This window comes from Kineococcus halophytocola (assembly GCF_041276425.1).
GTDB classification, from domain to species: domain Bacteria; phylum Actinomycetota; class Actinomycetes; order Actinomycetales; family Kineococcaceae; genus Kineococcus; species Kineococcus halophytocola.
In genome coordinates this window covers 39,486-58,170 of the sequence record NZ_JBGFTU010000020.1, presented here as the reverse complement: position 1 = coordinate 58,170, position 18,685 = coordinate 39,486, and the positions used below count along the sequence as shown (strand labels likewise).

The window sequence follows — 18,685 nt, the reverse complement described above, 5'->3', positions numbered from 1 at the left end:
TCACTGCCCGCGGCCGGCCTCGCCCTGGGCCCGTTCCACGGCCGCCTCGAGCCGGTCGAGCTTGCCCGTCATCTCGTCGGTGCGCCCGGGACGGATGTCGGCCTTGAGCACGAGGGAGACCCGCGTCCCGTGCCGGCCCACGGCCTCGGTGGCGCGCTTGACGACGTCCATGCACTCGTCCCAGGACCCCTCGATCGTGGTGAACATCGAGTCGGTCCGGTGCGGCAGACCGCTGGCGCGGACCACCAGGACGGCGTCGGCGACGGCGGCGCCGACGGAGTCGGCGTCCTCACCGGCCGCGACGGGACCACCGGAGGGGGCGACGGAGAAGGCGACGATCACGCCGGTGACGCTACGCGACGACGGCCACCGTGTCCCGCCCGGTTCGGGGCCCGCGCGCGGATAGGCTGCCCGCGTCCCTTCCGCCCTCGCCCTCGCCGGAGGTCCGCCGGTGTCCACCGACTCCCACGACGCGTTCAGCATCGTCGTCCGCGGTTACGAACGCAGCCAGGTCGACGCCCGGCTGAAGCACCTCGACGACGCCCTCGCCGAGGCCCGCGCCCGGGTCGCCCAGCGCGACCACGAACTGCGCCAGGCCGAGGAGAAGCTCGCCGACGCGCACAAGGAACTGCGCGAGCACGAGAAGCCCTCCTACGCCGGGCTCGGTGCGCGCATGGAGAAGCTGCTGCGCCTGGCCGAGGACCAGTCCTCGGAGATCCTGCGCTCGGCCCGCCGCGACGCCGACCGGCTGCGGGAGGAGGCCCGCGCCGAGGCCTCCAGCACCCGCGCGCAGGCCGACGAGGACGCCCGCCGCCGCACCGGCGAGGCCGGCCGGGACGCCGAGGAGATCGTCTCGCGCGCCAAGCACCAGGCCGACGGCATGGTCGACGCCGCCCAGCGCACTGCCGCGGAGGTGACCGCCGCCGCCCACCGGCAGGCCGACCAGCTCCTGGCCGGGGCCCAGCACGAGGCGGCCGAGACGATCGCCGCCACCGAGCGCCAGGTCGCGGCGCTGCGCACCCAGGTCGAGCGCGAGGTCGTCGAGCTGCGTTCGAGCACCGACGCCCGGGTCCGGGAGCAGGAGCTGGACCTGGCCGCGGCCCGCGAGCAGGCCGCGGAGGAGGACCGGCAGCGCCTGGAGGTCGCCGCGGCCCGCACCGCGGCCCGCATCGCCGAGGCCGAGCAGCGGGCCGGTGAGGCCGAGGAACGGGCGCGCGAGGCCGTGGAGGCGGCCGAGTCGATCCGGGCCGACGCCATCGCCCAGGCGGCCGTGCGCGCCGAGACCGCCCGCCGGGAGTCCGACGAGCTGCTGGCCGACGCCCGGGCCCGCGCCCAGGCGATGGTCGAGACCGCCCGGGAGCAGGCCGAGCGCTCCCGCGCCGGGGCCGCCGCCGAGGTCGACGAGCTGATGAGCCAGCGCGACCAGATCACCGACCAGCTCGACGACCTGCGCGGCCTGCTGGGGCTGGCCCCGGAGCTGCCCGCCCGCGAGGCCGGGCCCCGCGAGGCCGGGCCCCGCGAGGCCGGGCCCCGCGAGGCCGGGCCCCGCGAGGTCGGGCCCCGCGAGGTCGGGCCCCGCGAGGTCGGGCCCCGCGAGGTCGACGTCACCGGGGCCGCACCGGTCCAGCAGCCCGGCTGAGGAGGGTCAGGCGGGGGGTCAGGCGGCGGGGGTCAGGCGGCGGGGTGCTCCGTCGGCAGGGGTGAGCGCGCGGGCACGACCCGCGCGACCACCTCGTCCAGCACGCGGCGCACCGCGCTCTCCCCCACCCACAGGTGGCGGGCGCCGGCGACGGGGACGACCTCGGCCTGGGTGAGCGGGGCGAAGCGGCGCACGGCCTCGGTCGGGCGCAGGAAGTCGTCGAACTCCGGCACGAGCGCCGTCACCGGCCGCCCGGACTCCGCCCAGGCCCGCAGGTCGTCCTCGGTGGACCAGCGCAGCGGCGGGGACAGCAGCACCAGCCCCTCCACGAGCGGGTCCCGGCCGTGGACGAGGGCCAGGTCGGTGCCGAAGGACCAGCCCAGCAGCCACACGCGGGGCAGGTCGGCGAACTCGGCGAACTCCAGCGCCGCCGCCACGTCGAAGCGCTCGGCGCCGCCGGCGTCGAAGGTGCCCCCGCTGCGCCCGCGCGGGGACTGCGTGCCGCGCGTGTTGAAGCGCAGGACGGCCAGGTCGGCGAGCGCGGGCAGCCGGTTGGCCGCCTTGCGCAGGACGTGGGAGTCCATGAACCCACCCGCGGTCGGCAGCGGGTGCAGCGTCACCAGCGTGGCGACGGGGTCGCGGTCGGCCGGCAGGGCCAGCTCCCCGACCAGGGTCACGCCGTCGGCCGTGTGCAGCTCGACGTCCTCGCGGCGGGCCGGCAGGACGGTGTCGGAGCGGATCTCACCCACGGGCCAGCTCCTCCCCCAGCACGGTCGCGAACCCGTCGACGTCCGCGGCGGTCGTGTCGAAGGAGGCGACGAGGCGGACCTCGACGAGGCCGGGGGCCCACCGCTCGTCCCACACGTGGAAGGGCACCCGGGCGGCCGTGCGCCGCGCCACCGCCGGCGGCAGCGCCGCGAACACCGCGTTGGCCTGCACCGGGCGCGTGGTGGCCACCCCGGCGGCCCGGACGGCCGTGGCCAGCGCGGTCGCGGCGTCGTTGGCGGCCGTGGCCGTGCGCCGCCACAGGTCCCCGCCGAACAGCGCCAGCAGCTGGGCCGAGACGAACCGCGTCTTCGACGACTGCTGCATCGACGGCTTCACCAGGCGCCGCAACGCCTCCGCGGGACCCTCGCCGCGCACGACGACGGCCTCGGCCAGCGCCGCGCCGTTCTTCGTGCCCCCGACGGAGACCGCGTCGACGCCCAGGGCCGTCGTCATCTCCCCCAGCCCGCAGCCGAGGGAGACCGCGGCGTTGGACAGCCGCGCCCCGTCGACGTGGACCCGGACGCCGAGGCCGTGGGCGACGCGGACGAGGTCGCGCAGCTGCTCGAGGTCGTGGGTCGTGCCGAGCTCGGTGCTCTGGGTGAGGGTCAGCGCACCGACGGGGGCGCGCATCGGGCTGTCGGCGTCGCGCACGGCGCGCTCGACGTCCGCGGGGTCCACCAGCCCGTCGACCGTGGGCAGGGCGATGACCTTCGTCCCGCCGACGTGCTCGAGCCCGCCGGCCTCGTCGTGCAGGACGTGGGCCTGATCCGAGGCCAGCACCGACTCCCAGCGCTGCGTGATCGCCTGCAGCGCCACGACGTTCGCCCCGGTGCCGGTGAGGACCGGGGCGCTGGTGGTGTCCGCGCCGAAGTGGGCGCGCAGGGCCTCGGTGAGGGCGCCGGTGTAGGCGTCGGCGCCGTAGCTGGGGACGTGGCCGCCGTTCGCGGCGACGAGGGCCTGCAGGACCTCCGGGTGCATGCCGGCGGCGTTGTCGCTGGCGAAACCCCGGAGCGCCGGGTCGTGCCGCTGGGCCGTGTGCTCGGAGGGGGCGGGGAGGGAGGCGGTGCTCACCCCGGCACGCTACCCGCGGGCCTCAGAACCGGCGGCCACGGGCGCCGAAGCAGGCCCGGTGCCAGTGCCGCCGCTCGGTGGCGCCGTCGCCTGGGCTGAAGGTGCCGCGCGAGGGCCAGACGACCAGGTGCGGGGTGCCCGGCGGGATGTCCTGCCGGCAACCGGGGCACGTGTAGGTCTTCTCCGACGTCGTGCCCCGCAGCTCCCGCACGACCCAGTCCCCGTCGGGGCCGGAGACGGTGCGGTCGACCCCGCGTCCCAGCGGCGCGCGGGGCGGGGACTCGGGGCGGCGGCGGTTCGCGCGGGGCACGGGCGCCATGCTCTCAAGCGCGGGACCGATCGGCCCGACCGGGCGCTGCCGCGGTGGTGTCCCCTCCACACCACCGTGGCCGCGCCCGGTTCTGAGCGGTAGTCGTGCCCGGGGCCGGTTTCGTTACAGGAGCCCGCCCGGGACCGGCCCCGGCGTCTCGTAAGCTCGCCCCTCGTGCGTCTCGTCATCGCCCGCTGCTCCGTCGACTACGCGGGCCGGCTCACCGCCCACCTCCCGCTGGCCACGCGGCTGCTGCTGGTCAAGGCCGACGGCAGCGTGCTCGTGCACTCCGACGGCGGCAGCTACAAACCGCTGAACTGGATGAGCCCGCCCGCGAAGCTGACCGTGGACGTGCCCGGCGAGGACGCGCGGGAGGCCGGGGTCGTGGAGACGTGGACGGTCCAGCACCTCAAGACCGACGACCGCCTCGTCGTCTCGGTCCACGAGGTGCTGCACGAGTCCGAGCACGAGCTCGGTGTGGACCCCGGCCTGGTCAAGGACGGGGTCGAGGCGCACCTGCAGAAGCTGCTGGCCGAGCACATCGGCACCCTCGGGGACGGGTACGCGCTGGTGCGCCGCGAGTACATGACCGCCATCGGCCCGGTCGACATCCTCGCCCGCGACGCCGACGGCCGGGCCGTCGCGGTGGAGATCAAGCGGCGCGCCGAGATCGACGGCGTTGAGCAGCTCACGCGCTACCTCGACCTGCTCAACCGCGACCCGCTGCTGGCGCCGGTGACCGGCGTCCTGGCCGCCCAGGAGATCCGGCCGCAGGCCCGGACGCTGGCCACCGACCGCGGGATCCGCTGCGTGGTGCTGGACTACGACGCCTTGCGCGGGATCGACGACGTGGACTCGCGGCTGTTCTGAGGCCCGAGCGGGCCCCGGCCCCCGGCCCCGCCGCGGCGCAGGAGGGCCTCGGCCCGGGCGCGGCGCACGGCCGTGCGGTCCACGGTCCGCCCGGGGGCGTCCTCCACCTGCAGGACCAGGTGCAACCGGGTGACCCGCAGCAGCCGCAGCGCCGGCAGCGGCACCTCGCGCAGCACGAGCCGACGGCCGGTGCGCTGGGCGCGGCGGTGGGCGCCGAGGAAGACGCCCAGGCCCGTCGCGTCGGCCACGACGATGCCCTCGACCTGCACCACGAGGTCCCCGGTGCCCGCGTCGACCGCCGCGTGCAGGGCGGTCCGGACGTCCGGGACGGTGTGCACGTCCAGCCGTCCACCGACGTGCACGACGTGACCGGGGACGACGTCGTCCACGGTCACCGCCCCGCCCGGGACCGCGCGCGCCGCGCGGCGGGCGGCCACGTCGTCGGCCGCGCTGGGCGCGGGCGGGTCCTGCAGGACGGTGCCGGGCACCGTCGCGAGTCCGATCGCCATCTGTTCCTCCCCCGAGGACGCCGGTCGTGATCGTGTGATCGTCACCGGTCAGACGCAGCGGACCCCCGGCCGGTTGCACCCGTTCCGCACCGGGTCCGACCGGTGGGCGCGGGGGCGGGACGATCTTGAGGTCACGCTGTGTACGCACTCTGCCACCGGGGGCGGTCCCCGAGCGGGCGAAGCCCCCAGCCGTTGCCCAACGGTGACCTGGGGCCCGCGCGGGGGGAGGATGGGGGCGTGCAGATCAACTGGGGCAGCTACTCCTACGCCTTCGGCCCCGCGGTGGCGCTCGTCGCGGTCGGGGTGCTGGTGCTGCTGCTGCGCTGGACGTTCTCGCACGGCAAGTCCGTCGTGGAACGCCGTCCGCGCAGCGGGTCCAGCGAGGAGTACGGCCTGCTGGAGGTGGTCTCGGCCCCGCCCACCTTCGTCGAGGCCGAGGTGCAGCGGCGCACCCTGACCGACGCGGGCATCCGGGCCACCCTCGCCCCCACGACGGAGGGGCCGCGGGTCATGGTCTTCCCCGCCGAGGCGGGCCTGGCCCGGCAGATCCTGGAGCAGCAGGGACGCTAGGCGACGTTCACGCCCTGGCCGGGCGGGGCGGACTCCAGCCAGCTCGCGAACCCGGTGTAGGCGTCGCGGCCCATCGCGAACTCGATCTCCTCACCCTGCCCGGCGACCGCGCCGGTCTCCAGGCGGCACTCCACGATCATCGCGCCCGGCTGCACGGCGGCCAGCTCCAGCCCCTCGGCGTCGCGGAACACGGTGACGGCCAGCGCCCGCCGTGCGTAGGTGCACGACGGGCGCGGGGACAGGGAGAAGGTGCGGTACCAGTCCAGGCGGTCGCGTTCGTACTGCGCGACCCCCAGGGCCCAGCGCCGGCGGGCACCCCGGGCCTGGCGGATCGAGCAGTCGAAGGTCCCCAGCCGGGCCAGGAGGCGCCGGCGGCGCAGCACGACCAGGACGAGCACCACGACGAGGGCGACGGCGCACGCGCCTGCGATCTCCAGGGAGAGCAGGACCTCGTACACCGTCGCCCAGCCGTTCTCAGCGCGCGCCGGATCCCGCGGTGACCTCGACCTGCTCGGCGACGATCGTCACCTTGTCGTGGTCCACCGAGAAGAACCCACCGCTCACGGTGGCGGTCACACCGTCCGCGCCCGACCCGGAGATCGCCACGTCGCCGGGGGCGAGGATGGCCAGCAGCGGTTCGTGACCGGACATGATGCCGATCTCACCCTCCGCGGTGCGCGCGCGCACCAGCGAGGCCTCACCGGACCACACGGAGCGGTCCGCGGCCACCAGGTCGACCTGCAGCGCCACGACTCAGTTCTCCTTCTGGATCTGAGCCCACTTGCGCTCGACGTCCTCGAGGCCACCGACGTTGAAGAAGGCCTGCTCGGCGACGTGGTCGAACTCGCCGTCCGCGATGCGCTTGAAGCTCTCGACGGTGTCCTTCAGCGGGACCGTCGAGCCCTCGACACCGGTGAACTTCTCGGCCATGTACGTGTTCTGCGAGAGGAACTGCTGGACGCGGCGAGCGCGGCTCACCGTCAGCTTGTCCTCCTCCGACAGCTCGTCGACACCGAGGATGGCGATGATGTCCTGCAGTTCCTTGTTGCGCTGGAGGATCTGCTTGACGCGGACCGCGGTGTCGTAGTGGTCCTGCGCGATGTACAGCGGGTCGAGGATGCGCGACGTCGACGCCAGCGGGTCCACAGCCGGGTACAGACCGCGCGAGGCGATCTCGCGGGACAGCTCCGTCGTGGCGTCCAGGTGCGCGAACGTCGTGGCCGGCGCCGGGTCGGTGTAGTCGTCCGCGGGGACGTAGATCGCCTGCAGCGAGGTGATCGAGTGACCGCGGGTGGAGGTGATGCGCTCCTGGAGCACACCCATCTCGTCGGCCAGCGTGGGCTGGTACCCGACGGCCGAGGGCATGCGGCCCAGCAGCGTGGAGACCTCGGAACCGGCCTGGGTGAACCGGAAGATGTTGTCGATGAACAGCAGCACGTCCTGCTTCTGCACGTCGCGGAAGTACTCCGCCATCGTCAGGGCGGACAGCGCGACCCGCAGACGCGTGCCCGGCGGCTCGTCCATCTGGCCGAACACGAGGGCGGTCTTGTCGAAGACGCCGGCCTCGGCCATCTCGCCGATGAGGTCGTTGCCCTCACGGGTGCGCTCGCCGACACCGGCGAACACCGACACACCACCGTGGTTCTGCGCGACGCGCTGGATCATCTCCTGGATGAGGACGGTCTTGCCGACGCCCGCACCGCCGAAGAGGCCGATCTTCCCACCCTGGACGTACGGGGTGAGGAGGTCGATGACCTTGATGCCGGTCTCGAACATCGTGGTCTTCGACTCGAGCTGGTCGAAGGCCGGCGCCTTGCGGTGGATCGGCCAGCGCTCGGTGACCTCGAGCTTCTCCCCCGGCTCCAGGTTCAGCGCGTCGCCGATCGCGTTGAAGACCTTGCCGAGGGTCACGTTGCCGACGGGCACCGAGATCGGGGCCCCGGTGTCGACGACGGCCGCACCGCGGACCATGCCGTCGGTCGGCTTCAGGGAGATGGCGCGGACCATGTTGTCACCGAGGTGGGCGGCCACCTCCAGCGTCACGAGCTGGGTCTCGCCGCCCATGGTCACCTCGGTGGTGAGGGCGTTGTTCTGGTCCGGCATCGCGTCGGCCGAGAACTCGACGTCGACGACGGGGCCGATGACTCGGGCGATGCGACCGGTCGCACCCTTGCTGGTGCTGCTCGGCGCTTCGTTGACGGTGGCGGTCATGTCGCTCCTCGGGCTTCCTTCGTCGCGTGAGTTCTTGCTGAAGTGGGTGGGGGCAGAGCGCGAGGTCAGGCGCGCGAGCCGGAGGAGGCCAGCGCGTCGGCACCGCCGACGATCTCGCTGATCTCCTGGGTGATGTCGGCCTGGCGGGCGTTGTTCGCCAGCCGGGTCAGCTTCTTGATGAGCTCGTCGGCGTTGTCCGTGGCGCTCTTCATCGCCCGCTGGCGCGCGGCGAGCTCAGAGGCCGCCGCCTGCAGGAGGCAGTTGTAGATGCGGCTGTTGACGTACTGCGGCAGCAGCGCGTCGAGCACCGCGTCGGCGCTCGGCTCGAACCCGTACAGCGGCTGCAGGTCACCGTCGTCGGGGGCCTCGACCCCCTCGACGACCTCCAGGGGCAGGAGCCGGATGACCCGGGGCTCCTGCGTGACCATGCTGACGAAGTGGGTGTAGACGACGTGGATCTCGTCGACCCCACCCTCGGCGGACTCCCGGGCGAAGTCGCCGACCAGGCGGTCACCGATCACCTTGGCGTCCTCGTAGCTCGGCGAGTCGGTGAACCCGGCCCACGACTCCGCGACCGTGCGTCGGCGGAAGTTGTAGAACGACACCGCCTTGCGACCGACGAGGTACGGCGAGACCTCCTTGCCCTCGGCCCGCAGGGCCGCCGTGAGCCGCTCGCCCTCGCGCAGGACGTTGGAGGAGTACGCCCCGGCGAGACCGCGGTCGGAGGAGCAGACCAGCACCGCCGCCCGCTTCACCTCCGGCTTCTCGGTGATCAGCGGGTGGTCGAGCGAGGAGTTCGACGCCGCCGCCGACACGGCGCGGGTCAGCGCCCGGGCGTAGGGGGTCGACGCGGCGACGTTCGCCCGCGCCTTGATGATCCGCGACGCCGCGATGAGCTCCATCGCGCGGGTGATCTTCTTGGTCGCCTGGACCGAGCGGATCTGCCGCCGGTAGGCCCTCAACTGGCCTGCCATGTCCTGCTCCTCTTCCTTGCTCCGCTCGGTCCCTGCTGGGGTGGTGGTGCGTGATCGTCCGGGAGCGCGTCAGCGCTTCTGGGTGGTGATCCGCTCCTGCGAGATGTCGTCCGCGTCGGTCGCGCCGTGGTCCTCGTCACCGGGGACGGCCGCGTCCTGCTTGCCCGGGGAGAACTGCGGCTTGAAGGCGTCGATGGCCTTCTTCAGCTCGTCCTTGGCCCCGTCGGAGAACTGCTTGGTCTCGCGGATGCCCTGCATGAGCTCGCCGTGGTTGCGCTTGACGTGCTCGAGGAACTCGCGCTCGAAGCGGGAGATGTCCGAGACCTCCACGGAGTCGAGCTGGCCGGTGGTGCCGGCCCAGATCGAGACGACCTGCTCCTCCAGGGAGAACGGCGTGTACTGCGGCTGCTTGAGCAGCTCGACGAGGCGCGCACCGCGGGCGAGCTGGTTGCGGGAGGCCTGGTCCAGGTCGGAGGCGAACATCGCGAACGCCTCCATGGCCCGGAACTGCGCCAGGTCCAGCTTCAGCGTCCCGGAGATGCCCTTGATGGCCTTCGTCTGGGCCGCGCCACCGACGCGGGAGACGGAGATGCCGACGTCGATCGCGGGACGCTGGTTGGCGTTGAACAGGTCCGACTGCAGGAAGATCTGGCCGTCGGTGATGGAGATGACGTTGGTCGGGATGTACGCCGAGACGTCGTTGCCCTTGGTCTCGATGAACGGCAGACCCGTCATCGAGCCGGCGCCGAGCTCGTCGGACAGCTTCGCGCAACGCTCCAGCAGGCGGGAGTGCAGGTAGAAGACGTCACCGGGGTAGGCCTCGCGGCCCGGCGGGCGGCGCAGCAGCAGCGACACGGCGCGGTAGGCCTCGGCCTGCTTGGACAGGTCGTCGAACACGATGAGGACGTGCTTGCCGGCGTACATCCAGTGCTGGCCGATGGCCGAGCCGGTGTACGGGGCGAGGTACTTGAAGCCGGCCGGGTCCGAGGCGGGGGCCGCGACGATGGTCGTGTACTCCATCGCGCCGGCCTCCTCCAGCGAGCGCTTCACCGAAGCGATCGTGGAGCCCTTCTGGCCGATGGCGACGTAGATGCAGCGGACCTGCTGCTTCGGGTCGCCCGAGGCCCAGTTGTCCTTCTGGTTGATGATCGTGTCGATCGCGATCGCGGTCTTGCCGGTCTGGCGGTCGCCGATGATCAGCTGCCGCTGGCCGCGGCCGACGGGGATCATCGCGTCGATGGCCTTGATGCCGGTCTGCAGCGGCTCGCGGACCTCCTGGCGCTGCACGACCGAGGGGGCCTGCAGCTCCAGCGCACGACGGGTCTCGGCCTCGATCGGGCCCAGGCCGTCGATCGGCGCGCCCAGCGGGTCGACGACGCGGCCCAGGAAGTCGTCACCGACGGGGACCGACAGGACCTCGCCCGTGCGGTGGACCGCCTGGCCCTCCTCGATGCCGGCGGCGTCGCCGAGGACGACGACACCGATGTCGCGGACGTCGAGGTTCTGCGCGAGGCCGAGGGTGCCGTCCTCGAAGCGCAGCAGCTCGTTCGCCATGACCGAGGGCAGGCCCTCGACGTGGGCGATGCCGTCGCCCGCGTCGGTCACGCGGCCGACTTCCTCACGCGCGGCGGTGCCGGGGTCGTACGACGCCACGAAGGCGTCGAGAGCGTCCCGGATCTCCTCCGGGCGGATGGTCAGCTCGGCCATGGGATGCCCTGCTCTCCTTCTCGGGTCCTGCGGTTCTCGAAGTCCATCATCCCCCGCGTCCCGCGGGGTGGGGTGTTCAGGGCGGTGCTCAGCCGGCCAGGCGGCGACGGGCCTCGTCGAGGCGGGTCGCGATCGACCCGTCGATGACGTCGTCGCCGACGCTCACGCGGAGCCCACCGACGAGGTGGGGGTCGACGTCGACCGTGACGCTGATGGCCCGGCCGTACTGGCGCGACAGCGAGGCCGCGAGGCGGTCGCGCTGGGCCTGGCTCAGCGCCGTGGCGCTCACGACGTGGGCCACGAGCTGCTCGCGGCGCGCGGCCACGACCTCGACCCACTCCTCGAGCAGCCGCTCGGCCCGCAGGCCGCGCGGTGAGACCGCCGCGCGACGGGCCAGCTGGACCGTCTCGGGTGCCGCCCGGTCGAGCAGCAGCCGGGAGACCAGGGAGGCCCGGTTGGCGTCCGGGGCGCTGCGGTCGGCGAGGGCGTCGCGCAGCGCCGGGGTGCCGGCGATGGTGCGGGAGAACCGGAAGAGCTCGTCCTCCAGCGCGTCCAGGTGCCCCGAGCGCTCCGCCTGCACCACGACGGCGACGACGGCGAGCCGTTCGGTCGCGTCGGGCAGGTCCCGACCGGCCGACCAGCGCGAGGAGGCCAGCGCGGCGACCGTCTCGACGGCCGCCGTGCCGATCTTGCCGGTGAACGTGCGGCGCACGAACTCGGCCTTGGCCGAGCCCTCCCGCGACGGGTCGGTCAGCGCCCGGCGCAGCCCCACCGAGGAGTCGAGCAGGCTGGTGACGGCGAAGAGGTCCTCCCCCGTCCGGCCCGCGTCGGCCCCCTCGGTGGCCAGCTGCGCCTCGAGCACCCGCTGCGCGGCGGCGAGGCTCGCCTTCGCGACGCCGGAGTCGAGCTCGCTCATCGGGGGGTCGCCCCCGACTCGCTGCGCTCGAGGTCGGCGAGGAAGCGGTCCACGACGCCGCTCTGGCGAGCGGGCTCCTGCAGCGACTCACCGATGATGCGGGAGGCCAGGTCGGTCGCCAGGCGACCCACCTCGGCCCGCAGCTGCGCGCTGGCCTGGGCCCGCTCGGCCTCGATGGTGGTGCGGGCCGCGGTCGTGATGCGCTCGGACTCGGCCTGGGCCTGCTCGCGCATCTCGGACAGGATCTGCGCACCCTGCTGGCGCGCTTCCTCGCGGATGCGGTTGGCCTCGCCACGGGCGTCGGCCAGCTGCTTCTGGTACTCCTCCAGCGCCTGCCGGGCCTCGGCCTGCGCGCGTTCCGCCTTCTCCATCCCGCCTTCGATGGCCTCCGCCCGCTGGCGGTAGGTCCGTTCGATGGCGGGGACGACCAGCTTCGCCACGAGGGCGTAGAGGATCGCCAGGAAGACGAGCCCGACGATCAGCTCGACGGGGTGCGGGAGGATCGGGTACGCCTCCTCCCAGAAACCGCCGCCCTCGGTGGACGTCGTTTCCATGAACAGGGCCGGCACGGCAACTCCTCGCTCTGGGACCGGGTGGGCGAACGTCAGGCGATGAACGCGAGGACGAAGCCCAGCAGGGCCAGCGCCTCGGCGAGGGCGAAGCCCAGGATGGCGATGGGCTGCAGCATGCCGCGCGCTTCGGGCTGCCGGGCCACACCGTTGATGTAGGCCGCGAAGATCAGACCGACCGCGATCGCGGGGCCGATCGCCGCGAGACCGTAACCGACTGCGTTGAGGCTGCCGTCCATGATTCTTCTTCCTTCGTCTCGGTCCGTGGCGCCGGTGCGCCACGGGTCGGGGATTCGTGGGGGTCGGGGAGACCGGTGGGTCAGTGCTCGTTCGAGACCGCGTCGGCCAGGTAGGTCGCCGTCAGCAGGGTGAAGACGTACGCCTGCAGCACCTGGATCAGCAGTTCGAAGAACATCATGACGATGCTGAAGACGAACGCGACCACGCCGGTCACCGGGAGGAGACCGTCGGTGTGCAGGAGCAGGTACTCACCGCCGAGCACGAGCACGAGGATGAGCATGTGCCCGGCGAACATGTTGGCGAACAACCGCAGGGCCAGGGTGAAGGGGCGGGTCACGAAGTACGTGGCCAGCTCCAGCACGTAGACCAGCGGCGAGATCCACCCGGGCACGCCCGGCGGCATGAGGCTCTTGAGGTACCCCAGACCGCCCTTCCGGCGCACCGCGACCGCGTGGTAGCTCACGTAGACCACCAGCATGAGCGCGATCGGGAAACCGATCCGGCTCATGGTCGGGAACTGCACCGGCGGGATGACGCCGACCAGGTTGTTCACCAGGATCAGGGTGAACATCGTGAACAGCAGCGGGACGAACTTCAGGAACTCCTTGCTCCCGATGACGTCCCGGCCGATGCCGTTGCGGATGAAGTCGTAGCCGCTCTCGAGCAGGAACTGGCCCTTGCCCGGGACGAGCTTGAGCTTGCGGGTCGCGGCGACGAGGACGATGCCCAGGATGATCGCCGTCAGGGCGAAGACGATCGCCGGGCGGGTGATCGCCCAGTTCCCGTCGCCGATCAGCGGCTGCCAGAAGTCGGCGACCCCGGGGGCGTGCCAGCCCTCCTCGGCCGCCTGGGCGGCGGCCATCGCGTGCACGGTCACGACCTCTCCTCGATGCTGGTGGGGATGGATGAACGGGGTCCTGGGAACCCGCTGACAAGGGGTGGCATCAGCGCGAACCGTACCTGAACCACACGTAGTAGACGGTCGAGGCCAGGCCGAGCACGGTCAGGGTCGGCGTCATGAACGACGTCCCCCACCAGGCGTCCAGGGCGATGCCCCCGCCGAGCCCGAACAGCAGACCGGACAGCAGGTAGGCCATCGAGTTCCAGGCGACGTCGGAGTCGGACCGGACCACGGGCGTGTTCTCCCCGACGGGCCGGCCGTCCTCGGCACGCGGCGCGTCGTCGCTGTGGTCGTCCCCGGACTCACCCATGACCGGCTGCACCGTAACAGGACGTTCGTCTCCTGCCACGCTCACCGCCTCGACTCGCCGGGCGGCGGGACGAAGACCGGGGTCCGCATCCGCGAGAAGGCGCGGACCTCGGCGGCGAGCCAGGCCACGGTGCAGGCGGCGGCGGCCAGGGCCACGGCCCGGGCGGACAGCGCGTCCACCCGCAGCAGCACGAGCACCGCCGTCGCCAGTGTCGTGATCTTGAACAGGTAGACGGCGAGGGCGACGGCCAGGCTGAGCCCGGCGGCCAGGTCGCGCAGGATCCGCAGCAGCCAGAACGTCGACGCCAGGAACACGATCGCCAGGACCGAACCGGCCGCGGCGCCCAGGGCCCCGGACCACCCGGCCGTCGCCCCCACGAGGGTGCAGGCGACACCGACGGCGAGGACGGGCGGCAGGGAACGGCGCGGCACGACGCGGTAGACGTCGTCGGCTGTGCTGCTCACGGTGGCTGCTCTCTCGTCGTCGGCGGGTCGTCCGAAGGGTTCGGCTCGTCGGCGGCCTCCGTCGGCGCCGTGACGGCGCCGGGGGGACTTCGTGAAAGCTATCACGAACTCACCGACCTCCTACGCGACGTCGTGGACGACCTGAGGTCATGTGCGCGACGTCTCACTCGGGGCGTCGAGCTCCGCGTGCCGGGCAGTGTCCTGCTCCCCCGGGGAGGAGTCCACCACCGGTCGCTTCCGCCGCCAGTACAGCGGCAGGAACGTCAGCGCGAGCACGAGGCAGCCGGCCGCGAACGCCACCGCGAGCGCCTGCGCCGGCGGCAGGAACGCCGAGGTCGCGGCCCCGAAGCTGAGGAAGGCCGCCCACGAGTACATGACGAGCACGGCGACCCGGTGCGAGTGGCCGATCTGCAGGAGCCGGTGGTGCAGGTGCTTCTTGTCGGGGTGCCAGAACGCCTTGCCCGCCCGGGTGCGCCGGACGACGGCCAGCAGCATGTCGCTGAAGGGCACGAGCAGGACCGCGATCGGCAGCAGCAGGGGGAAGAAGGCCGGGGCGATCTGCTCGTTCTCGACCGTGGTGGGGTCCACCGTGCTCGTCGCCGCGATCGTCGAGCTGGCCATGAGCAGCCCCAGGAGCATCGACCCCGAGTCGCCCATGAACACGCGCGCCGGGTGGAAGTTGTGCGGCAGGAAGCCCAGGCACACGCCGATCGTGATGGCGGCGATGAGCGTGGCCAGGGAGGAGAAGTCGTCCGGCGCGCTCCCGCGCTGCAGCGCGTAGGAGTAGCCGAAGAAGGCGGTGGCCCCGATGCCGACGATCCCCGCCGCCAGGCCGTCGAGGCCGTCGACGAAGTTCACGGCGTTCACGGACACGAGCACGACGAGGATCGTGATGATCATCATGGTGCGCCCGGACAGCAGCGTGACCCCGCCGATGGGCAGCTGCAGCAGGCTCACCCCCTGCCAGCCCATGATCCCCGCGGCGAGCACCTGACCGGCCAGCTTGGTGACGGCGTCGAGCTGGACGATGTCGTCGGCGACCCCGACGGCGACGACCACCGCGGCGCCGACCAGCACCCACAGCGGGCCGGGGTCGGTGTCGAACACGCGGGACAGGAAGGGGATGCGGCTGGCGACCACGAGCGCGGCCACCATCCCGAACAGCATCGCCAGCCCGCCGAGCCGCGGGATGGGGACGGTGTGCACGTCCCGGTCCCGCAGCGGGGTCACCGCCCCCACCCGCTGGGCCAGGCGGCGCACCAGCGGCGTCGTCAGGTACGTCACCGCGGCCGCCACGACGACGACGAGCAGGTAGGCCCTCATCCGCTGGTCGGCGGCGCCGTCCCGGGCTCCGGCGCGGCGGCGGCGCCGGGTGCCTCGGGTGCCTCGGGTGCAACGGGCGCGGCGTCGGCGGGCCGGTCGGGCTCGGCCCAGCCGTCGGGGACGGCGGCCTTCAGCTCCGCCTCGCTGATCGCGCCCAGGCGCAGGATGCGCAGGGGGCCGTCGGAGGCGTCCACGATGGTCGAGGGGGCGCCCTCGGGGCTGGCGCCGCTGTCGAGGTAGACGCGGACCGACTCCCCGAGCTGCTCGACGGCCTCCTGGACCAGGGTCGCCGCGGGGCGCCCGGTCGTGTTCGCGCTGGAGACGGCCATCGGACCGGTGCGCGCCAGCAGCTCCAGGGCGACCGGGTGCAGCGGCATCCGCAGGGCCACCGTCCCGTTCGTCTCCCCCAGGTCCCACGTCAGCGACGGCTGGGCCCGGCACACGATGGTCAGCGCCCCGGGCCAGAACGCGTCGATGAGCTCGCGGACGGCGAAGGGGATGGAGCTGGCCAGGCCGTCGATCGTGCGCGTCTCGGGGACCAGGACCGGCGGCGGCATCTCGCGCCCGCGGCCCTTGGCCTCCAGCAGGCGCTTGACCGCGGCGGGGTTGAAGGCGTCGGCGCCGATGCCGTAGACGGTGTCGGTCGGCAGGACGACGACCTCACCGCGCTTGATCGCGTTGTGCGCGGCGGACAGGCCGCGGTCGCGGGTGACGGGGTCGGCGCAGTCGAACGGGGGTCTCACGGGGCAAGAGTCTCCCACCGCGGCCGGGCCGCGGGACGGCAGCCGTGCCCCGGCGCGTCCGCGGCGGGTCAGCGGCGGGTCAGCGGCGACGGGCCGTCGTGGCGCGGGGACGGCCGGTGAGGTCGCGGTGGCCGTCCACGTCGGTCCAGGTCGCGGCGCCGAACATCGCCCGCGCCGCGCGCTCCTGCACCTCGGCGTGCTCGACGACGACGTAACCGCCGGGCCGCAGCAACCGCGCGGCGGTGGCGACGACGCGGCGCGGCACCTGCAGCCCGTCGTCGCCGAGGCCGTAGAGCGCGACCTGCGGGTCGTGCCGGGCCACCTCCGGGTCCACGGGCACCGCCCCCGGCGGGACGTAGGGCGGGTTGCTCACGACGACGTCGACGGTCCCGTCGAGGTCGGCGAACGCCGTCGCGGCGTCACCCAGGCGCAGGTCCACCGCCGGGGCGAGGTCGTCGACGTTGCGCCGGGCCCAGGCGTGGGCCATGGGGTCCAGCTCGACGGCGTGCACGCGGGCCCCCGGCACCTCCGTCGCCACCGCCAGGGCGATGGCCCCGGACCCGGTGCACAGGTCCACGACCACCGGGCCCGTGCGCCGCGCGGCCTCCTCGACCGCGAGCTGGGCCACCGTCTCGGTCTCCGGGCGCGGGACGAACACGCCCGGGCCGACGCGCAGGTCCAGCGCGCGGAACCCGGCGCGACCGGTCAGGTGCTGCAGCGGCACCCGCTCGGCGCGCTGGTCGAGCAGGTCGGCGAACGACCCCGCCTCCACCGGGTCCCCCAGGGCGGTGAGCACCCCGAGCCGGGACCGGGTCACCCCCAGCGCGTGCGCCAGGAGCATCTCGGCGTCCGGACCGGGGGTGGGGACGCCGGCCGCGGCGAGCCGCCGCTCGGCCTCGAGGAGCAGCTGACGCGCGGTGACCACCCGCGCAGGCTAGGCCAGGCCGAGCAGCCGGAACGCCACCGTCTGGGTGTCGGCCTCGCCGGTGCTGCCGCTCGGGGAGGTCACCGCGACCCACTGCCCCGTCCCCGGCACCGCCCACACCGAGGTGCGGACACCGGTCGTGGCACCGTTGACGCCGACGACGGTGCGGCCCCCCACGTCGGCGGACAGCCAGCCCCACCCGACCCGGGCGCCGGGGGTGTCCAGGACCGGTTCGAGGGCGCGGGCCCCGGGCAGCTCACCGCTCGCCGCCGCGCGGGCCAGCCGGCCCAGGTCCTCGGCCGTGGAGTACACGCCCACCCCGGCCGGGGTGCTGCCGCTGGAGCGCCAGGGGGTGCTGGGCCGGCCGTCCGGGCCGAGCTCGCGGGCGCGGCCGGCGGGCAGGGGGTCCGGCGCGGCCCGCGTCGCGTCCATCCCCAGCGGTTGCAGGACCCGCTCGTGCAGCAGCTGCGGGTACGGCCGTCCCAGCCGCTGCGCGAGGGCGTTGCCGAGCAGGGCGTACCCGAGGTTGGAGTAGGCGTGCTCGCCCCGCGGGCCGCGCAGCGGCGTCCAGGCCGCGTCGCGCAGCAGGTTCTCCGGGGTGTCCCACCGGTACGGGTTCCCGTAGGTGATGGCGGTGATCGGCGCGGCGAGGGCGGCCCGTGTGCTCAGCCGCGGCAGCCCCGAGGTGTGCGTGGCCAGTTCTTCGAGCGTCGTGGCGGCCAGGTGCCCGGTCAGCCACGGGTGGACGTCGCCGAGCGTGGTCGTGGGCTCGACCTCCCCGCGCTCGACGGCGTCGGCCAGCAGGAGGCCGGTGAGCCCCTTGGTCACCGAGCCGATCTCCTGCGGGGTGGCCGCGGTCAGCGCCCGACCGGGCGCGGCGGTGCCGATGGCCGCGGAGGCACCCGCGGTGGCCTCACCGGCGGCGACGGCGAACCCCTGCCCCGCCAGGTCCGCCGTGGCGGCCCGCAGCCGGGCGGCCAGGGCCGGGTCCCCGGTGGTGTCGGCCGAGGGCGTCGGCGGCATCGGCAGGGCCGGCGCCGCCGGCGCGGCGGCCGCGGTCAGGGCGAGGACCGCGACGGCCGCGGCGGCCAGTGCGCCGCTCCTGCGCAGTGCGGATCGGAACGGGTTGACGGGCAACGCGATCACCTCAGTCCGGCGGTGGCGAGCAGGGTCACGAGCGGGACGACGCGCTCAGCCGGGACGTCGTACCGGCCCCGGCCGGAGGTGGCCAGCCAGCCTTCGGCGACGAGCTGGCGCAGGTGGTGGTAGAGCTGCCCGGAGGTGCCCAGGCCCTCCCCCAGCTCCGGGACGGTGTGCCGTCCGTGCAGCACCTTGTGCAGCAGCTGCAGGCGCACCGGGTGCGCCAGGGCGGACAGCACCGCGACGGCCTGCGTCGGGTCGGCCTGCAGCATCGAGGAGACCTCGACGGTCTCCTGCCACTCGTGGTGCGCCCCCGTCGGCAGCGTGAGGCTGCCGGTGAACAGGACGTGCGACCGTCCCTCCGCCTGCCGCTTCAGCTCCCGCAGCGCCCAGAACCGGTCGTCGTCGCGCGGGTCCGACCCGTCGGCGACGCGGGTCTCCAGCGCGGCGAGGCGCTTCTCCAGGAGGGCCCACCGTTCGTCGTCCACCCGTCGATGCTACGCAGATCCGTAGCTCCTACGCATC

At 73.8% G+C, this 18,685-nt stretch carries 23 protein-coding genes and 1 pseudogene; 3 read left to right on the top strand and 21 right to left on the bottom strand.

Annotation, left to right across the window (positions count from 1 at the left end):
- A complete protein-coding gene (locus tag AB2L27_RS16315; protein WP_370442546.1) occupies nt 1-342 on the bottom strand; it encodes a thiamine-binding protein in 342 nt (113 codons plus the stop codon).
- A 109-nt stretch (nt 343-451) separates the two neighbouring features.
- Here AB2L27_RS16315 and AB2L27_RS16310 point away from each other — a divergent pair, with 109 nt between their 5' ends.
- Nucleotides 452-1,639 (top strand): coiled-coil domain-containing protein, encoded by a 1,188-nt coding sequence (locus AB2L27_RS16310; RefSeq protein WP_370442545.1) that lies wholly within the window; start codon nt 452-454, stop codon nt 1,637-1,639.
- Nucleotides 1,640-1,671: 32 nt separating this feature from the next.
- Here AB2L27_RS16310 and AB2L27_RS16305 read toward each other — a convergent pair whose 3' ends face one another.
- Genes AB2L27_RS16305 through AB2L27_RS16295 form a run of 3 tightly spaced genes read right to left on the bottom strand, consistent with a single transcriptional unit; the run spans nt 1,672 to nt 3,797 of the window.
- Nucleotides 1,672-2,388 carry an alpha/beta hydrolase gene (locus AB2L27_RS16305; protein ID WP_370442544.1) on the bottom strand — a complete coding sequence of 239 codons (717 nt, stop codon included), beginning with the start codon at nt 2,386-2,388 and terminating at the stop codon, nt 1,672-1,674.
- A complete protein-coding gene (locus AB2L27_RS16300) occupies nt 2,381-3,478 on the bottom strand; it encodes a threonine aldolase family protein (protein ID WP_370442543.1) in 1,098 nt (365 codons plus the stop codon). The genes AB2L27_RS16305 and AB2L27_RS16300 overlap by 8 nt, the downstream gene beginning before the upstream one ends.
- Nucleotides 3,479-3,500: 22 nt before the next feature.
- Nucleotides 3,501-3,797 carry an LIM domain-containing protein gene (locus tag AB2L27_RS16295; protein ID WP_370442542.1) on the bottom strand — a complete coding sequence of 99 codons (297 nt, stop codon included), beginning with the start codon at nt 3,795-3,797 and terminating at the stop codon, nt 3,501-3,503.
- Nucleotides 3,798-3,962: 165 nt separating this feature from the next.
- On the opposite strand from AB2L27_RS16295, the gene nucS reads away from it, so the two are divergent.
- The gene (gene nucS / locus AB2L27_RS16290) at nt 3,963-4,658 is read left to right on the top strand and encodes an endonuclease NucS (protein ID WP_370442541.1); all 696 of its coding nucleotides are present in this window, start codon (nt 3,963-3,965) and stop codon (nt 4,656-4,658) included.
- A gap of 101 nt (nt 4,659-4,759) precedes the next feature.
- On the opposite strand, the pseudogene AB2L27_RS16285 reads toward nucS, so the two are convergent.
- Nucleotides 4,760-5,047: pseudogene (locus AB2L27_RS16285) on the bottom strand (STAS domain-containing protein); the annotation flags it as partial.
- A gap of 357 nt (nt 5,048-5,404) precedes the next feature.
- Here AB2L27_RS16285 and AB2L27_RS16280 point away from each other — a divergent pair.
- Complete coding sequence (locus AB2L27_RS16280) at nt 5,405-5,737, top strand: hypothetical protein (RefSeq protein ID WP_370442540.1); 333 nt, start codon at nt 5,405-5,407, stop codon at nt 5,735-5,737.
- Here the strand turns inward: AB2L27_RS16280 and AB2L27_RS16275 are convergent.
- The 16 genes from AB2L27_RS16275 to AB2L27_RS16200 all read right to left on the bottom strand — a co-directional run bounded on the left by AB2L27_RS16275 (nt 5,734) and on the right by AB2L27_RS16200 (nt 18,648).
- Nucleotides 5,734-6,195, bottom strand: coding sequence for a DUF2550 domain-containing protein (locus tag AB2L27_RS16275; protein WP_370442539.1), 462 nt, complete (start codon nt 6,193-6,195; stop codon nt 5,734-5,736). The genes AB2L27_RS16280 and AB2L27_RS16275 overlap by 4 nt on opposite strands.
- A 16-nt stretch (nt 6,196-6,211) precedes the next feature.
- A complete protein-coding gene (locus tag AB2L27_RS16270; protein ID WP_370442538.1) occupies nt 6,212-6,487 on the bottom strand; it encodes a F0F1 ATP synthase subunit epsilon in 276 nt (91 codons plus the stop codon).
- A gap of 3 nt (nt 6,488-6,490) precedes the next feature.
- Nucleotides 6,491-7,948 carry a F0F1 ATP synthase subunit beta gene (gene atpD, locus AB2L27_RS16265; protein WP_370442537.1) on the bottom strand — a complete coding sequence of 486 codons (1,458 nt, stop codon included), beginning with the start codon at nt 7,946-7,948 and terminating at the stop codon, nt 6,491-6,493.
- Between the two features lie 65 nt (nt 7,949-8,013).
- Complete coding sequence (locus tag AB2L27_RS16260) at nt 8,014-8,922, bottom strand: F0F1 ATP synthase subunit gamma (protein WP_370442536.1); 909 nt, start codon at nt 8,920-8,922, stop codon at nt 8,014-8,016.
- A gap of 69 nt (nt 8,923-8,991) precedes the next feature.
- The gene (atpA, locus tag AB2L27_RS16255) at nt 8,992-10,629 is read right to left on the bottom strand and encodes a F0F1 ATP synthase subunit alpha (RefSeq protein ID WP_370442535.1); all 1,638 of its coding nucleotides are present in this window, start codon (nt 10,627-10,629) and stop codon (nt 8,992-8,994) included.
- An 88-nt stretch (nt 10,630-10,717) separates the two neighbouring features.
- Nucleotides 10,718-11,545: a F0F1 ATP synthase subunit delta gene (locus tag AB2L27_RS16250; RefSeq protein WP_370442534.1), complete on the bottom strand. Its 828-nt coding sequence runs from the start codon at nt 11,543-11,545 to the stop codon at nt 10,718-10,720.
- Nucleotides 11,542-12,099 (bottom strand): F0F1 ATP synthase subunit B, encoded by a 558-nt coding sequence (locus AB2L27_RS16245; protein ID WP_370442570.1) that lies wholly within the window; start codon nt 12,097-12,099, stop codon nt 11,542-11,544. The genes AB2L27_RS16250 and AB2L27_RS16245 overlap by 4 nt, the downstream gene beginning before the upstream one ends.
- A gap of 50 nt (nt 12,100-12,149) precedes the next feature.
- The gene (locus tag AB2L27_RS16240) at nt 12,150-12,353 is read right to left on the bottom strand and encodes a F0F1 ATP synthase subunit C (protein ID WP_370442533.1); all 204 of its coding nucleotides are present in this window, start codon (nt 12,351-12,353) and stop codon (nt 12,150-12,152) included.
- Between the two features lie 80 nt (nt 12,354-12,433).
- Nucleotides 12,434-13,231, bottom strand: a complete 798-nt coding sequence (gene atpB / locus AB2L27_RS16235; RefSeq protein ID WP_370442532.1) for a F0F1 ATP synthase subunit A — start codon at nt 13,229-13,231, stop codon at nt 12,434-12,436.
- A gap of 67 nt (nt 13,232-13,298) precedes the next feature.
- Entirely contained in the window at nt 13,299-13,565 is a 267-nt protein-coding gene (locus tag AB2L27_RS16230; RefSeq protein WP_370442531.1) for a hypothetical protein, read from the bottom strand.
- A gap of 41 nt (nt 13,566-13,606) precedes the next feature.
- Entirely contained in the window at nt 13,607-14,029 is a 423-nt protein-coding gene (locus AB2L27_RS16225) for a hypothetical protein (RefSeq protein ID WP_370442530.1), read from the bottom strand.
- A 147-nt stretch (nt 14,030-14,176) separates the two neighbouring features.
- A complete protein-coding gene (locus AB2L27_RS16220; protein ID WP_370442529.1) occupies nt 14,177-15,352 on the bottom strand; it encodes an MraY family glycosyltransferase in 1,176 nt (391 codons plus the stop codon).
- The gene (locus AB2L27_RS16215) at nt 15,349-16,095 is read right to left on the bottom strand and encodes an L-threonylcarbamoyladenylate synthase (protein WP_370442528.1); all 747 of its coding nucleotides are present in this window, start codon (nt 16,093-16,095) and stop codon (nt 15,349-15,351) included. Before AB2L27_RS16215 ends, AB2L27_RS16220 begins: the two co-directional genes overlap by 4 nt.
- A 79-nt stretch (nt 16,096-16,174) precedes the next feature.
- The gene (gene prmC / locus AB2L27_RS16210; protein ID WP_370442527.1) at nt 16,175-17,020 is read right to left on the bottom strand and encodes a peptide chain release factor N(5)-glutamine methyltransferase; all 846 of its coding nucleotides are present in this window, start codon (nt 17,018-17,020) and stop codon (nt 16,175-16,177) included.
- Nucleotides 17,021-17,029: 9 nt separating this feature from the next.
- Nucleotides 17,030-18,166 (bottom strand): serine hydrolase domain-containing protein, encoded by a 1,137-nt coding sequence (locus tag AB2L27_RS16205; RefSeq protein WP_370442526.1) that lies wholly within the window; start codon nt 18,164-18,166, stop codon nt 17,030-17,032.
- The gene (locus tag AB2L27_RS16200; RefSeq protein ID WP_370442525.1) at nt 18,163-18,648 is read right to left on the bottom strand and encodes an ArsR/SmtB family transcription factor; all 486 of its coding nucleotides are present in this window, start codon (nt 18,646-18,648) and stop codon (nt 18,163-18,165) included. The genes AB2L27_RS16205 and AB2L27_RS16200 overlap by 4 nt, the downstream gene beginning before the upstream one ends.
- Nucleotides 18,649-18,685: the final 37 nt, after the last annotated feature.

What these genes read in the sequence shown, in the direction of transcription:
- AB2L27_RS16245 (WP_370442570.1), bottom strand. Translation starts at nt 12,099, where the DNA reads ATGGAAACGACGTCCACCGAGGGCGGCGGTTTCTGGGAGGAGGCGTAC.
- AB2L27_RS16230 (WP_370442531.1), bottom strand. Translation starts at nt 13,565, where the DNA reads ATGGGTGAGTCCGGGGACGACCACAGCGACGACGCGCCGCGTGCCGAG.
- AB2L27_RS16260 (WP_370442536.1), bottom strand. Translation starts at nt 8,922, where the DNA reads ATGGCAGGCCAGTTGAGGGCCTACCGGCGGCAGATCCGCTCGGTCCAG.
- atpA (WP_370442535.1), bottom strand. Translation starts at nt 10,629, where the DNA reads ATGGCCGAGCTGACCATCCGCCCGGAGGAGATCCGGGACGCTCTCGAC.
- AB2L27_RS16240 (WP_370442533.1), bottom strand. Translation starts at nt 12,353, where the DNA reads ATGGACGGCAGCCTCAACGCAGTCGGTTACGGTCTCGCGGCGATCGGC.
- atpD (WP_370442537.1), bottom strand. Translation starts at nt 7,948, where the DNA reads ATGACCGCCACCGTCAACGAAGCGCCGAGCAGCACCAGCAAGGGTGCG.
- AB2L27_RS16220 (WP_370442529.1), bottom strand. Translation starts at nt 15,352, where the DNA reads ATGAGGGCCTACCTGCTCGTCGTCGTCGTGGCGGCCGCGGTGACGTAC.
- AB2L27_RS16295 (WP_370442542.1), bottom strand. Translation starts at nt 3,797, where the DNA reads ATGGCGCCCGTGCCCCGCGCGAACCGCCGCCGCCCCGAGTCCCCGCCC.
- AB2L27_RS16250 (WP_370442534.1), bottom strand. Translation starts at nt 11,545, where the DNA reads ATGAGCGAGCTCGACTCCGGCGTCGCGAAGGCGAGCCTCGCCGCCGCG.